This is a genomic window from Rhodococcus sp. WB1, assembly GCF_001700945.1.
GTDB lineage: Bacteria > Actinomycetota > Actinomycetes > Mycobacteriales > Mycobacteriaceae > Rhodococcus > Rhodococcus aetherivorans.
This window is the reverse complement of sequence record NZ_CP015529.1, coordinates 5,088,835-5,103,249: the sequence shown is the minus strand read 5'-3', so window position 1 is coordinate 5,103,249 and position 14,415 is coordinate 5,088,835. Positions and strand designations below refer to the sequence as shown.

Sequence of the window (14,415 nt, the reverse complement as noted above, 5' to 3'; positions counted from 1 at the left end):
AGGTCAGGCACGTCGCGTGGTCATCGCCGGTGTCCTTCCGTCCGCGACGATTCGCCGGGGCTGCGCGGCGCGTCGACGGCGCGGGGGTGCTCGGCGACGGCCAGCCGGCGGGCCCGTACCAGCGCGACCGCGAACGCCGGGACGGCGAGCACGAACAGCGGCAGGCTCGCGCCGGTAGTGGGCTCGAACAGCACGAGCAGCAGCGGCAGCGCGAAGCCCAGGTAGGTGCCGACGTAGAAGACGCCGGTCAGCGTCCCGCGCGAGGTCTTCGGCGCGAGTGACTCCAGGTCGAGCAGGCCCTCGCGCAGGCACAGCCCGTAGGCCACCCCGAGCACGGGTGCCGCGACGGGCAGCAGCCACAGCGGCGGGTGCGCCCCGCCGGCGCCGACGAGGAGGAACCCGAGTCCGGCGAGGACGGCGCCGGCCGTCCCGGCCTGCGGGCCCCACTCCCGCCGACGGGCCACGGCCTGCACGACGATCCCGGAGCCCAGGGCAAGCAGCGCTGCGGCCCCGGTCAGCGCCGGTCCCGCGTACGCGCTCGCGACCCGGGCCGGAAACGTCACGAAAGCGACTGTGACGCAGGCGAACACCCAGGGTGCCAGCGGCAGCGACCAGGACAGCGCACCGGCCACCGACCGGCCGTGTCCCGGCACGACCGGCTGCAGGTCCGCCGCCGCGTAGTGGGCCGGCCGGCTCCACACCGTCGCGGCGGTGACGGCCGCGGCCGACAACGCGGCCGAGAGCACGAACGGCAGGGACAGCGGCCGGGGGCCGAACTCGGCGAGCAGACCGGACACGAAAGGCCCCAGGGCGAATCCGGAGCTGAGCGCGACGCCGGCGAGCACCGTGCCGACCTTCCCGCGCAGGTCGGTGGCCCAGGCCGTGCCCGCACCGATGGCCAGGCCCGCGCCGATGCCCACGACGAGGCGGCCCGCGACGAGTCCGGCGGCGTCGTGCCGGACGAGCAGCAGCACGGTGCCGACGAGGGCGATCGTCGCACCGGGGAGGACGACCGCCGCACGGCCGGTCCGGTCCGAGAGTGCGCCGCCGCCGACGAGACCGGGCAGCAGCCCGAGCGCATAGATGCCGAACACCCCGTCGAGCAGCGCGCGCGAGAGGCCTTCGTGCTCGCGCAGGACGGGGATCATCGCGGCGAAGTGGTTCGCCGCCCACCCGGTGGTGACGAGGACGGCCAGCACGCCGGCCAGGGCCCGGCTCAGCTGTCGTGCCGGTGCAGGTGCTGCTGTGGTCATCGTTCGTCCTCTCGCCGGGGCCGGACCCGTCACGCTAACCGACCGGCCGCTCGGGACGCACCGGTGGATGCTCCGAGGGATGTCGAGCGGCTGCGGTCGGGGCCCGATGCTCGAACGTGTGAACGTGTGCACTGCACAGGACGTGGTAGATCTCGACTCTCCGCCGAGCGAGTCGCGCACCATCGGAATGTCATGGGCGTCGAGCGCGAGCAGCTCGGGGGAACGGTGACGATCAGCAGGGCCGCGCCGGATCGAGGGCGCGGATCAGGAAGCTGAGCTGGTCACGCAGCATCCGTTGTTGCCAAGGACCGTCGTAGACGTCGAAGTGATCGACGGGGTACTCGCACAACAGTGCAGTGGCCCCTGCCCTCTTCGCGGTCCTGCGCGCGGCGACGGGCGGTGCGACACGGTCGTGTGTGCCCACCTGCACAAGGATTGGGCAGCCAAGGCGGCCGGCAGCGGTGATGGGCCGGTTCACGGCCACCTCCAGTGCTGTGCGCGCGCAGATTTCGTTGCGCCACGTCGGTCCGGCGATCGAGGTGTAGGCCTCCTCGGCGCCGGAGGCGCTGATGATCGCCACCTTTCCCGGCCGCGCCACCACCGGGATGTGGTGCGGCCGGCGTCCGGTAATCCGGCGAGCGAGGTCGCGCAACCCGTGGCCGGTGGTGCGCACCAGTTGACCGGCTCCGGCGTAGCGGGCGATCTGCACCGCGGCTGCCAGTCCGTCGGTCGCGGGGGTCATCGATACGATTGCCGCGACGCGCCTGTCCTGCGCGGCGACTGCGACGACATGACCACCGGAGTACGACGTTCCCCACAACGCGATTCGATCGGCGTCCACGCCGGGCAGGTGACGGGCGGCGGCGATCGCCGCGTGATAGTCCTGGCGCTGACGCCGGAAGGAAACATCCTGGCGCGGTGTTCCTTCCGAGTCGCCGAAGCCACGGTAGTCGAAGACCAATACGTCGATGCCGCTGTCGGCGAACCCCTCGGCATAGCCGATCAGGCCGGTGTCTCGGGTGCCGCCGAAGCCGTGTGCCATCACCACACACGGGCGGCCGGCCGCGCCGGCCAGCACGTCGGAGGTAGCCGGAACATGCCAGGCCGCGCAGGCGACGCCGTGGCTGGGGAAGGTCAGGTCCTTCTTCATCTCGGTCGCTCCGTTCCTACGACGCGACGGCAGCCGTACGGCTGGGCGCGAACTCGAGCGCCGGATCCTCGACCGGCCCGCGACGCAGCCGCTCGACGTCCTTCTCGTAGGCCATCTGTACCGTCCACGGGCCGCTGGTGCCGCCGCGCGGGAACTTCGCAACGGCCCGCTGGACATATCCCGAGCTCATCTCGACCACGGGGACACGATCCATGTGCGGATCGTCGAGCACTGGTTCGACGGTGCCGTAGCCGTGGCTGTCCATGTAGTCGAGCAGTCGGCAGAAGTGCTCGCACACCAAGTCCACCTTGAGGGTCCAGGAGATGTTCGTGTAGCCCAGCGCGAACACGAGATTCGGCACACCGGACAACATCATCGCCTTGTAGACCGTGGTGTCGGGCAGGTTCACGCGCCGCCCGTCCACGCTCAGCGCGATCTTGCCGAACGGTGTCATGTTGAGTCCGGTCGCCGTGACGACGATGTCGGCGGCCAACTCCTGACCCGATTCCAGCAGAATCCCCTCCTCGGTGAACCGCTTGATCCGGTCGGTCACCACCGAGGCCTGCCCGGCGGATATCGCCTTGAACAGATCCCCGTCGGGGACCATGCACAGGCGCTGGTCCCATGGGTTGTAACGCGGGGTGAAGTGGGTGTCTACGTCGAAGCTCTTGGGCAGCTGCCGGCGCACATCGGCGATCAACAGCTTGCGCATGAGCTTGGGCGCGCGCTGGCAGGCCTTGTAGATCCCGCGGTTGAGCATGATGTTCTTGCGCCGGACGATCCGGTGCGCGCGGGTGGGACCGACCACTTTGTTCAGGGTGTTCGCGATCGCGTCCTCGGCCGGTATCGAGAACACGTAGCTCGGCGAGCGCTGCAGCATCGTGACATGACCGGCCTTGCCGGCCATCGACGGGATCAGCGTCACGGCGGTCGCGCCGGAGCCGATGACCACCACGCGCTTGCCGGCGTAGTCGAGGTCCTCGGGCCAGTGCTGCGGGTGGATCAGCCGGCCCGCGAACTCCTCCACACCCTCGATGTCGGGCGTGAAGCCTTCCTCGTAGTCGTAGTAGCCGGTGCCCAGGAACAGGAATCGCGCGGTGAAGTGCACGTGCTCGGCGCTGCCGGACGATTGCGCGGTGACGGTCCAGTATCCGTCCGCCGAGGAGAACTCTGCGCCGATAACCCGGTAGCCGAAACGAATGTGCTGGTCGAGACGGTTCTCGGTGACGGTCTGCCTCAGGTAATCCATGATGATGTGCCCGTCTGCGATCGACTTCCGATGCGTCCACGGCTTGAACCCGTAGCCGAAACTCGGCATGTCCGAGTCCGAGCGAATGCCCGGGTAGCGGAACAGGCTCCACGTGCCGCCGATCGAATCCCGGCCCTCCAGGACTGCGAACGTCGTACCGGGCCGGCGTGTCTGGAGGTGATACGCCGCGCCGATGCCGGAAATGCCGGCGCCGACGATCAAGACGTCGAAATGCGTGCTTGCCGTATGGCGACCGGTCGGCTCGGTGGTCGTCGGGATGCTCATGGTCGGTCTCCTCGAGCGGTGCGCTGGGGCGTGACGGCGTTCACAGTAGGACCGCAACGGCACCCGTTGACATGTATGCCGGCACACTATTCGCACCCATATGTGTGCTGTGGCACACTTGGTACGTGCTCCGTGAGCCAGTGGCACCCGAAGTTGTTTCCCTCGTCGGTGACGTCGCCGAATTGATGCTGCGTGAACTCGATCAGCTCGTCGCCGAGATGGACGCCGCCGAGGTGGCGGTGGCCCCGATGCTGGGCGCGGACGCGGCGATCGTCGCGGAGATGTCGGCGAGCAACCGCGCCAATGCCGCGCGCCTGCTGACCACCCTCGCTCGGCGTGACGTCGGAGGCGCGCCGATCGACGTGCCGCCCGAAGCCCTCGACGTCGTCCGCACCGTCGTGCGCCGCGGCATCGACCTCGAGGTGATCTACCAGGCCTACCGCCGGGGCCAGAACGTCGCCTGGCAGCGGTTTCTGGCTCATGCCGGACGGATCGTCCCGCCGGGGCCACAGTTCGTGGAGTTGTTGGAGGTCACCTCGCAGCTGATGTTCGATTACGTCGACCATGTCGTGAGCCGTGTCATCGCCGACGCCCAGCGGGAACGCGAGGAGGTGCTCGGCGGCGCGCTGGCCCGCCGCGCCGAGACCGTGCACCTGATCCTCGACGGCGCCCCGATCGACCCCCGCCGAGCCGGCGAACGCCTCGGATACCAGCTCGCTCGCCGCCACACCGCACTCGTCCTGTGGGCCGAACCGGCGGGCGGGACGCAGGGGGCACTGGAGTCTGCCGCGACGCTGCTGGCCCAGGCCGCCGGCGCCCGCACACCCCTCACACTGCCCGCGGGCACCTCGACGCTGTGGGCGTGGTTGGGCACCGAATCCGAACCCGCGCTCGGCACACTGCGCGGAGAAATCACCAAGGCGCAGTCGAACATTCGGGTCGCCGTCGGCCCCACCCGAGCGGGCATCACCGGCTTCCGCCGATCACACGACGCCGCGCTGGCCATTCAGCGCCTGGTCAGCGGGCAACGCGACGGCGACCGCGTCGCGCTCTACCGCGAGCTCGAGGTCGCCACGTTGGCCGCTCGCGACCTGGACCGGGCGGCCGAATTCGTCGCCACAACACTGGGCCCGCTCGCTGCGGACACACCCAGCGCGGCTCGTCTCCGCCAGACATTGCGGGTGTTCCTCGAGGAAGCCGAGAACGCCCCTCGCGCCGCCGCACGCCTGCACACCCACCGCAACACCATCCTGCAGCGTGTCAGCCGCGCAACCGAACTGCTCGGCCACCGCCCCGGCGAGCGCAGGCTTCCCGTCGAGCTCGCGCTGGAGTTGGCTCACCACATCGGGCCGCGAGTCCTGGCCCGTGACTGAGGGACAACGCCCGCGGTCGGTGGGCAGGGACCGGTCTTGACGCCCGGCGGGTTCCCGCCTCCGTCCGCAGTGCTCGCGTCGGGCCGGTAGGGGCGCAGCGTCACGTCGCACTCGCCCGTATCGGGTGCTGGCAGCCAGTTGGATCACTCGCCCATCCTCACTGTCAGCGCAGCACCTCCCGGGCGGTCCGCCGGACGGCGTCGGTGAGCGCGTCGAGCACCGGCGACTCGAGCCGCCACCGCTGCCAGTACAGCGGTACGTCGAGCGGATCGTCCGAGTCGAGGAAGACGAGTCCTTCGGTGTCGGTGAGCATCGGTTCCGGCAGCATGCCCCAGCCGAGGCCGAGCCGTGCGGCCTCGACGAACTCGGCGGCGCCGGGCACGTAGTGCCGGGGCGGGTCGAGCCGGCGCCGGGTGCGGCGCCGCAGGAACCGGTCCTGCAGGTCGTCCTTGCGGTCGAAGCTCAGCATCGGGGCCTGCCGCAGCGACTCGGCGCCCGCGCCGCCGGGAAACCAGCGGTCCGCGAAGTCGACGCTCGCCATCGCGTGATACCGCATGGCGCCGAGCTTTTCGGAGACGCACCCCTGCACCGGCTCGGGCACCGACGTCACGGCGGCCATCGCGGTGCCGTCCCGCAGGCGCGCGGGGGCGTGGTACTCGTCCTCGCGGTGCAGTTCGAACAGCGCGCGATGACGCTCGGGCATGCGGGCCAGGGCGCGCAGCATCCACGTCGACATCGAGTCGGCGTTGACGACGAGGGGAACCGACACGTACTCGTCCCGGCCGGCGGTCAGCCCGAGCGCCTCGGCGGTGTCCTGCTCGAGCCGCGCCACCTGCCGTGCCAGCCGCATCACCGCCTCGCCCGCGGCGGTCGCGGACACCGGACGGGTGCGCCGCACCAGGACCCGGCCGGCCTGCTGCTCGAGGGCCTTGATCCGCTGGCTCACCGCGGAGGGGGTGACGCGCAGGACGGCGGCCGCGCCGTCGAAGGTGCCCTCGTCCAGCACCGCGGCGAAGGTCCGCAGCTGCGCGAAGTCCAGATCCATATGAAGCAACTCTAACGGTACTGAAGAAAAATCAACTGTTCTTCATCGAGGGCGGTTCCTAGCGTGGGTGTCATGCACCTCGTCGCCGTCGGATTCCTCACCGGACTGTCGCTCATCGTCGCGATCGGCGCGCAGAACGCCTTCGTGCTGCGCCTGGCGATCGCGCGACGCCACGTGCTGCCGGTGATCGCGGTGTGCGCGCTCTCCGACGCGGTTCTCATCGCCGCCGGCATCGCCGGCATCGCCACCGTGCTCGACCGGGTGCCCGGCGCGCTCGGGGTGATCCGCTGGGCGGGGGCGGCGTTCCTCGTGGGCTACGGCGTGCTCGCGGCGAGGCGGGCGCTGCGCCCGTCGGCCCTGACCGCCGCGGCGGGCGGCTCCCTCACCGTCGGCGCAGCCCTGGCCACCTGCCTGGCGTTGACCTGGCTCAACCCGCACGTCTACCTCGACACCGTGCTCATGCTCGGCTCCGTCGCCAACCACCACGGTGACCCGGGGCGCTGGTGGTTCGGCGCCGGCGCGGTCCTGGCCAGCGTCGTGTGGTTCCTCGGGCTCGGCTACGGGGCCCGCCTGCTGCGCGGAGTGTTCGCGAAACCCGCGTCGTGGCGCGTGCTCGACGGCGGCATCGCCGTGCTCATGGTCGGGCTCGGCGTCGGCATGGTGGCGGGCTGACGCCGAGCCCGCGTCAGCCCTTGACCAGGGCGAACCGGCGGCCGCTGATCTCGCTCGCGGTGACCTCGACGAAGTTGTACTTCGGGGTGGGCACCCAGGCCTGCAGCCCCAGCTCCTCGGCCTCCTGGATCTCGTTGTAGTGCACGAGATTCCGGGCCCGTCCGTGCAGCACCACGCTCCAGGCCCGGTCCTGCTCCACGTGGTCGGCCTCGAAGGCGACCTCCGCGTGCACCGTCAGCTCGACCAGCTTGCTGCCCTCGGCGGTACGGAAGTACAGCTTCCTGTCCCGCACGGCGTAGTTGATCGGGAAGACGTCCGGCCGCCCGCCCGAGACCACCACGAGCCGGCCGATCCGCTCGGTGCCGAGCAGCTCCCAGCTCTCGTCGTCGTTCAGGACGACGACGGGGTTGTCGACGTTCGGCTCACTCATGGTTCCTCCGATCCGGCGGCGTCCGCCTCGATATCACCGCCTCCAGCACATCACGAATCCGCGCCCGGCACAGGCGGATCGTCCATCGAATCGCGCGGTGTCCGTCACATCGATAGCGTGGGAGCCGCCCGACCTCACCCCACCGAGGAGCGTGCGAGATGACCCTGGCCACCACGTGGCACACCCGCGACGCCGACGACGTCGCGGCGGCACTCGACGTCGACCCCGCGGCCGGGCTGCCCTCCGACGTCGTCGAGGAGCGCCGGCGTGAGCACGGGCCCAACGCCCTCGCCGAAACGGCAGCCGTACCCGGCTGGCGCAAGGTGCTCGCCCTGCTCGCCGACCGGATGACCCTCGTCCTCGTCGTCGCCGCCGTGGTCAGCGCCGTGGTCTCGCGCGAATGGGAGACCCCCGTCGTCATCCTCGCCGTCATCACCCTCAACACCGTCCTGAACTACGTGCAGGAGCGCCGGGCCGAGAACAGCCTGCAGGCGCTGCGACAGATGGCGGTCGACACCGCCCGCGTCCGCCGCGACGGCCGTGAACAGCACCTGCCGCGCACCGAACTCGTGCCCGGCGACGTCGTGCTGCTCGAGGCCGGCGACTCCGTGCCCGCCGACGGCCGGGTCGTCGGGGCGGCGCGGCTGCAGGTCGCCGAGTCCGCGCTCACCGGCGAGTCCCAGCCCGTCGACAAGACCGTCGAACCCGTCGTCGACGAGCAGGCCCCGCTGGGCGACCGTGCCGACATGCTGTTCATGAACACCGACGTCACCCGCGGGCGGGGCACGATGGTGGTCACGGCCACCGGGATGCAGACCGAGATCGGCGCGATCGCCACCCTGCTCGGTGCCGCCGGGGTGGAGAAGACCCCGCTGCAGCGCCGCATCGACCAGCTCGCCAAGACCCTCACCATCGTTGCGCTCACCGTCGTCGCCGTCGTGTTCGTCCTGGGTCTGCTGCGCGGGCAGTCGTGGTCCGACCTGCTGATCACCGCCGTCTCGCTCGCCGTCGCCACCATTCCCGAGGGGCTGACCGCGGTCGTCGCCTTCACCCTCGCGATGGGCGCGTCGCGGCTTGCCGCGCGCGGCGCCATCGTGAAACGGCTCGCCGCCGTCGAGACCCTCGGCAGCACCACCCACATCGCCACCGACAAGACCGGCACCCTCACCCTCAACCAGATGACGGTGCAGCGGCTGCTGGCCCGTGGCCGCAGCTTCCGCGTCACCGGCACCGGGTACGAAACGGCCGGCAAGATCCTCGTCGGCGACGGGCTGCCGGCCCCGGACCTGACCACGCCGCTGCTCGGGATGGCCCTGTGCAACGATGCCGTCGTCCGCGACGGGGTGCTCGTCGGCGATCCCACCGAGGGCGCACTGGTGGTGCTCGCCGAGAAGGGCGGCATCGACGTCGAGGGGGCGCGTCTCGCGGTGCCGCGGCTGGCGGAGGTGCCGTTCGACTCCGCCTACAAGTACATGGCGACCTTCCACGCCCTGCCCGACGGCGGCTACCGGTGCTTCGCCAAGGGCGCGCCCGGTGCGCTGCTCGACCGCGCCACCGCGATGCTCGACGGGGACGGCCCCGTCCCCCTCGACGACCGCCGCCGCGAGCGCCTCCGCTCGGCGGTGCAGTCGCTCGCCGCCGAGGGGCTGCGCACCCTGATGATCGCCGGCCGGGACCTGCACGCGGTGCCGCGGGGCGACGGGGAGGCGCTGCAGCGCGTGGTGTCCGACCTGACCCTCTACGCCGTGGTCGGCATCGTCGATCCGCCGCGGACGGAGGCCAAGCGGGCCATCGAGGTGGCCCACGCCGCCGGCATCGAGGTGCACATGATCACCGGCGACCACCTCGTGACCGCGTCGGCGATCGCCGCGGAACTGGGCATCGGCGGCGCCGCGGCCACCGGCGCCGACCTCGACGCCCTGGACGACGACGAGCTACGTTCCCGGGCAGCAGGTTTCGGTGTGCTGGCCCGCGTCGCGCCGGAGCACAAGATCCGGGTCGTCAAGGCGCTGCAGGCGAACGGCGAGGTGGTCGCCATGACCGGCGACGGCGTCAACGACGCGCCCGCCCTCGAACAGGCCGACATCGGTGTCGCCATGGGCATTACCGGCACCGACGTGTCCAAGAGCGCGGCCGACATGATCCTCACCGACGACAACTTCGCGACCATCGTCGCCGCGGTCGAGGAAGGCCGCGGCATCTACGCCAACATCGTCAAGTTCGTGAAGTTCCAGCTGACCACGGCGTGGGGGTTCGTGCTGATCTTCCTCGTCGCCGGGGCCCTCGGGCTCGCCGGCGGTGCGCCGTTCACGGCGCTGCAGATCCTGTGGGTCAACATCATCATGGACGGCCCGCCGGCCCTCGCCCTCGGCGTCGACCCCACCGAGCCGGGCACCATGTCCCGGCCGCCGCGGCCGGCCCACGAGCGCCTGCTCAGCCGCGATCGGCTCCGCCGCATCCTCGGCCTGGGCATCGTCATGACCGCCGGAACCGTCGCAGTGCTGCACTACGCGCCGCAGTGGTTCCCCGAGAGCGCCGGCGACCCGCTGTTCGCCACCACCCTCGCGTTCACCACGTTCGTCTTCTTCCAGGTGTTCAATCTGCTCAACGTCCGCTCCGAACTCGGCTCGGTGTTCTCGTTGCAGACCCTCACCAACCACAGCATCTGGATCGCGCTCGTCGTGGTGGTCGTCCTGCAGGTGTGCGTGGTGCAGACGACTTTCCTGCAGGGCTTCTTCGACACCACCGCGCTCACCTCGCAGCAGTGGGCGCTCGCCGTCGGCGTCGGATCCTCGGTGCTGTGGGTGGACGAACTCGTCAAGGCCACCGGACGGAGCGTGCGGCGTCGGCGTGGTGACACGCCTGCTCGGGCGGGCGCATAGTGGAGGTGGTGTCGCCCTCCGACGAACACCGCAGGACGCGGAGGTGGGAACGATGGACATGGGCTTGATGCACATGCTGCACATGTTGATGATGCAGATGCACCACATGCTGATGCCGGGTATGCCGATGCATCACATGATGCCGATGTGACTGCATCACATGATGCCGATGTGACTGCATCACATGATGCCGATGTGACTGCATCACATGATGCCGATGTGACCGTCGGTGCCCCGGATCAGCCGTGCGAGTGCCCGCCCTCGTGCGGGTCCCTGTGCATGCTCTTGTAGAGGTGGTGGCTGTACACCTGCAGGCCGAGCATCGCCTCGGTGTACTCCCGCCGTTCGGCGGTCGTCACGGCGTCGGTCAGAGCGACGATCCGATCCAGCCGGGACTGCAGCTGCCGGTGCAGCTCGGCGGACAGGAACGCGTGGAGCTTCTCGACCGAGCCCGTTTCGATCGCGTCCTCGGCGAGCGGGATCACGGGCCCGACGTCGCCGCCGGCCGGCTTCACACCGGTGAACGGGGCGCCCTCGCCCGCGCGGTGCAGCCGGACCACCGTGTCGAAGAAGTAGAGATCGGCCACCTCGTGGGCGATCGGGCCCTCCGCCCGCGCCGCCGTCGCCCGCTCGAACGCCGTGCGCACCTCGTCCTCGGCGTCGGCGGGCACGAACGGCAGGATCAGCTCGACGTTGTCGTCGCCCAGCGCCGCCTCGGCGGCCTTGACGACGGGACCGTCCATGGAATCGCAGTGGGGAGGCACGGGGTGCTCCTTCCGGCGGTCGGCGGACACGCTCGGTCCCAGGCTAGTGCCGGGGTGCGTCCGGCGTCGAGCGAGCGCAGGGCGGATCGGTCGCGCCGGGGCCGCGTCGCTCGACGGCCCGGTTCGTCGCCTGGATGCGAGGACGGTTGACACGGCGGGCCGCGGCGGCGACCGTGGACGCATGAGGCGACGTCCCCGCGTCGACGTGCATCAACATGTGTGGCCGGCGTCCTTCGTCGACGCCCTCCGGGCGCGCAGCGCCGCGCCCCGGCTCGACGGCTGGACGCTGCACCTGCCCGGGGAACCGCCGTACCGGGTGGACCCCGCAGACCATTCGATCCCCGCGCGGACGGCCCTGGCGGTCCGGGACGGAATCGATCTGGCGCTGGTGTCGCTGTCGAGCCCCCTCGGGATCGAGGAACTGCCCGCCGAGGAGGCCCGGCCGCTGCTCGACGCCTATCACGAGGGGGCGCTGGGCCTGCCCGACAGGTTCGGCGTGTGGGCCGCCGCCGGCGTCACCGAGCCCGATCCGGAGACGCTGCGCGACGTCCTCGCGGCCGGGTGCGTGGGCCTGCAGTTGCCGGCGACCGCCCTGGCCGACCCGGCGGGCTTCGACCGGTGTGCGCCGCTGCTGTCGGAACTCGAGCGGGCGCGCAAGCCGCTGTTCGTGCATCCCGGCCCGGCGTCGGCGCCCGGCGCTCCGGCATGGTGGCCGGCGATGGTGTCGTACGTGACCCAGATGCACACCGCCTGGTTCGCCTGGCACGAGTTCGGGGCGCGTCGGTTCCCGGCGGTGCGGGTGTTGTTCGCGATGCTCGCCGGCCTGGCTCCGCTGCACGCCGATCGGATGGCGGTGCGCGGCGGGCCCGGCGATGTTCCCGGGCCGGGGGTCTACGTGGAGACGTCGTCGTACGGGCGGGAGGTCGTCGCGGCGGTGACCGCATGCCTGGGCGAGGACCGGGTGCTGCTCGGCTCCGATCGTCCCTACGCGCGGCCGCTGGTGCTCGGCGGTTCCGCCGGCATGCGCCTGCGGACGGACAATCCGGCCCGCTTCTTCGCGAAAGTGCCTGCGCAGAACCCTTGACACGCGGACCCGGCCGGGGTGGCATGGTCGTCGTGACATTCTCGGTGAGCGCGCGGCAGCGCGGACTGTGCACGGCGTCGGCCCGTGCCGCCGAGTCGTGTCCCGGCTGTCGTCGCTGAATCCGTCTCCGCCCAGCCCGGCCCGGGCACGCCCGTGCCTCCTCATTCCAGGACTCTTCGATGCTCTCCACGTATGCCCTGCCGACGCGCGCCGACCTCACCTTCCTCGCCCTGCGGATCGCGAACGATCCAGGCCGCTGGATGCCGATCGTTCGATTCGACGAGCAGCAGCGCTGGTATACGCGACTGGCCGTTGCCGACAACCACGAAGTGTGGCTGCTTTCGTGGCTGCCCGGGCAGCGAACCGAAATCCACGATCACGGCGACAGCGCGGGCGCCTTCGCGGTGGCGCAGGGTGTGCTGACGGAGACCACCGTCTGCACCCCGGCGGTCGGGGTCTCGATGGAGTCGAAGTAGCGTTGTCACGCAAGAGGATTCGTGCGGGTATGGCCCGCGGCTTCGACGCCGACCACGTCCACGAGGTGACGAACGACACGAATTCTCCGGCCGTCAGCATCCACGTGTACGCACCCGCCCTGACGACGATGAATCGGTACCGGATCGACGACGGGGTGCTCCGGCTGCGCGCATCCGAACGGGCCGGCGCGGACTGGTGAACTCCGCCGCGGCTGCGCCGGTCGTAGCGGTATTCGAAACCTTTGTCGCAGAACGATATTGGATAACATCGCTGCAGGTGCGGTAGCCGGCCCGCGGCGCGCGATCTGCTCACGCCGTCTCGGGCGCGGCGGGTCGTGGACCGATCCTTCGCAAGGCGCGACTCGTGCCAGGGGTGGCCGAACTCACGTCCGCTCGATTCGAGGTCGGGTCGGCGTGTGCAAGACAATGGAGACTCGGCTGGTTCGCACGCTGACAAGATCCAGCGCATCCCGCACTATTCGAAGGTTCCCGCTCATGACGACGACGGCATCCGCATGCCCACCCGACTCCGCAGTACCGGCGGACGCCCCCGCGGCCGCGCCGGCAGCAGACTCCCGGCCGGGGCGCGCCCGGGCGATGTGGGCGCTCGCCCTCGGCGGGTTCGGCATCGGCACCACCGAGTTCGTGGCGATGGGCCTGCTGCCCGACATCGCGACCGGTCTCGGAGTCTCCGAGCCCACCGCCGGGCACGTGGTGTCGGCGTACGCCGCCGGGGTCGTGGTCGGTGCGCCGCTGATCGCGGCGCTGACGGCCCGGCTCCCGCGCAAGACGTTGCTGATCGCCCTGATGATCGCGTTCACCGTCGGCAACGCGGCGACGGTGCTCGCGCCGAACTACGGACTGCTCGTCGCGTCCCGGTTCGTCGCCGGTCTGCCGCACGGCGCCTACTTCGGGGTCGCCGCGCTGGTGGCCGCGCATCTGGCCGGTCGCGGGCAGCGCGCCCGGGCGGTGGCGCTGGTGATGATGGGCCTGTCCGTCGCGAACGTGGTGGGGGTGCCCGTCGCGTCGTGGCTCGGCATGGCGCTGGGCTGGCGCTCCGCGTTCGCGCTGGTGGCGGTGATCGGCACGGTCACCGTCGCCGCGATCGCCGCCTGGGTGCCCGCCCTGGCGATCCGCACCACCAGCGTGAGCACCGAACTCGGTGCCCTGCGGCGCAAGCAGGTGTGGATGACGCTCGCGGTCGCGATGATCGGCTTCGGCGGCGTGTTCGCCGTGTACACCTACATCAGCACCACCCTGACCGACGTCGCCGGCGTCTCGAAGGGGCTGGTTCCGGTCGCCCTGATGCTCTTCGGCATCGGCATGGTCGTCGGCAACGTGGTCGGCGGCCGCGTCGCCGATCGGGCCCTGGTACCGGGCATCTTCACGACCATGACGACGCTGGCGGTGCTGCTGGCCGTGTTCGTCGCGGCGGCGCACAACCCGTACACGGCCCTGGCGATGGTGTTCCTGCTGGGAGCCGGGTGCGCCGCGGTCGGCCCGGGACTGCAGATCCGGCTCATGGACGTCGCCGAGGACGCACAGACCCTGGCCGCGTCCCTCAACCACGCGGCGTTCAACCTCGCCAACGCGTTCGGCGCCTGGATCGGGGGCGCGGTGATCGCCGCCGGCTTCGGCTACACCGCGCCGGCCGCCGTCGGCACGGTGCTCGCGCTGGCAGGTGTCGCCGTCTTCGCGCTCGCCGTGCGGCTGCCGTCGGCGCCGTGATCGGACATCGTGATTGGATACCGA

Annotated in this window: 13 protein-coding genes; 7 read left to right on the top strand and 6 right to left on the bottom strand. The window is 70.9% G+C overall.

The features are described from left to right. Positions 1–20: 20 nt before the first annotated feature. From A4U64_RS22865 to A4U64_RS22855, 3 genes are all read right to left on the bottom strand, one after another. Positions 21–1,253 (bottom strand): MFS transporter, encoded by a 1,233-nt coding sequence (locus A4U64_RS22865; protein WP_065923167.1) that lies wholly within the window; start codon positions 1,251–1,253, stop codon positions 21–23. Between the two features lie 232 nt (positions 1,254–1,485). Continuing rightward, positions 1,486–2,403, bottom strand: coding sequence for an alpha/beta hydrolase (locus A4U64_RS22860; RefSeq protein ID WP_006946418.1), 918 nt, complete (start codon positions 2,401–2,403; stop codon positions 1,486–1,488). Positions 2,404–2,419: 16 nt separating this feature from the next. Continuing rightward, positions 2,420–3,937: a flavin-containing monooxygenase gene (locus A4U64_RS22855; RefSeq protein ID WP_006946415.1), complete on the bottom strand. Its 1,518-nt coding sequence runs from the start codon at positions 3,935–3,937 to the stop codon at positions 2,420–2,422. A gap of 185 nt (positions 3,938–4,122) precedes the next feature. Between A4U64_RS22855 and A4U64_RS22850 the strand changes: the two genes are divergently transcribed. After that, the gene (locus A4U64_RS22850; protein ID WP_006946413.1) at positions 4,123–5,310 is read left to right on the top strand and encodes a PucR family transcriptional regulator; all 1,188 of its coding nucleotides are present in this window, start codon (positions 4,123–4,125) and stop codon (positions 5,308–5,310) included. A 163-nt stretch (positions 5,311–5,473) separates the two neighbouring features. Here the strand turns inward: A4U64_RS22850 and A4U64_RS22845 are convergent, their stop codons facing one another. Next, positions 5,474–6,355 (bottom strand): LysR family transcriptional regulator ArgP, encoded by an 882-nt coding sequence (locus tag A4U64_RS22845; protein WP_050034400.1) that lies wholly within the window; start codon positions 6,353–6,355, stop codon positions 5,474–5,476. A 72-nt stretch (positions 6,356–6,427) separates the two neighbouring features. On the opposite strand from A4U64_RS22845, the gene A4U64_RS22840 reads away from it, so the two are divergent. Then, the gene (locus A4U64_RS22840; RefSeq protein ID WP_029547076.1) at positions 6,428–7,027 is read left to right on the top strand and encodes a LysE/ArgO family amino acid transporter; all 600 of its coding nucleotides are present in this window, start codon (positions 6,428–6,430) and stop codon (positions 7,025–7,027) included. A 13-nt stretch (positions 7,028–7,040) separates the two neighbouring features. Here A4U64_RS22840 and A4U64_RS22835 read toward each other — a convergent pair whose 3' ends face one another. Continuing rightward, complete coding sequence (locus A4U64_RS22835; protein WP_006946406.1) at positions 7,041–7,457, bottom strand: pyridoxamine 5'-phosphate oxidase family protein; 417 nt, start codon at positions 7,455–7,457, stop codon at positions 7,041–7,043. Between the two features lie 158 nt (positions 7,458–7,615). On the opposite strand from A4U64_RS22835, the gene A4U64_RS22830 reads away from it, so the two are divergent. After that, a complete protein-coding gene (locus A4U64_RS22830) occupies positions 7,616–10,339 on the top strand; it encodes a cation-translocating P-type ATPase (RefSeq protein ID WP_006946405.1) in 2,724 nt (907 codons plus the stop codon). A gap of 239 nt (positions 10,340–10,578) precedes the next feature. Here A4U64_RS22830 and A4U64_RS22825 read toward each other — a convergent pair whose 3' ends face one another. Next, positions 10,579–11,103 (bottom strand): DUF6448 family protein, encoded by a 525-nt coding sequence (locus tag A4U64_RS22825; protein WP_006946403.1) that lies wholly within the window; start codon positions 11,101–11,103, stop codon positions 10,579–10,581. 181 nt (positions 11,104–11,284) lie between these two features. Between A4U64_RS22825 and A4U64_RS22820 the strand changes: the two genes are divergently transcribed. The 4 genes from A4U64_RS22820 (at position 11,285) to A4U64_RS22810 (ending at position 14,391) form a co-directional block, all read left to right on the top strand. Next, positions 11,285–12,187: an amidohydrolase family protein gene (locus tag A4U64_RS22820; RefSeq protein WP_081705084.1), complete on the top strand. Its 903-nt coding sequence runs from the start codon at positions 11,285–11,287 to the stop codon at positions 12,185–12,187. A 179-nt stretch (positions 12,188–12,366) separates the two neighbouring features. Continuing rightward, a complete protein-coding gene (locus tag A4U64_RS29025; RefSeq protein WP_250638187.1) occupies positions 12,367–12,663 on the top strand; it encodes a hypothetical protein in 297 nt (98 codons plus the stop codon). A 29-nt stretch (positions 12,664–12,692) separates the two neighbouring features. Beyond that, a complete protein-coding gene (locus A4U64_RS29020) occupies positions 12,693–12,863 on the top strand; it encodes a hypothetical protein (RefSeq protein ID WP_250638186.1) in 171 nt (56 codons plus the stop codon). Between the two features lie 295 nt (positions 12,864–13,158). Next, the gene (locus tag A4U64_RS22810; protein ID WP_065923166.1) at positions 13,159–14,391 is read left to right on the top strand and encodes an MFS transporter; all 1,233 of its coding nucleotides are present in this window, start codon (positions 13,159–13,161) and stop codon (positions 14,389–14,391) included. Positions 14,392–14,415: the final 24 nt, after the last annotated feature.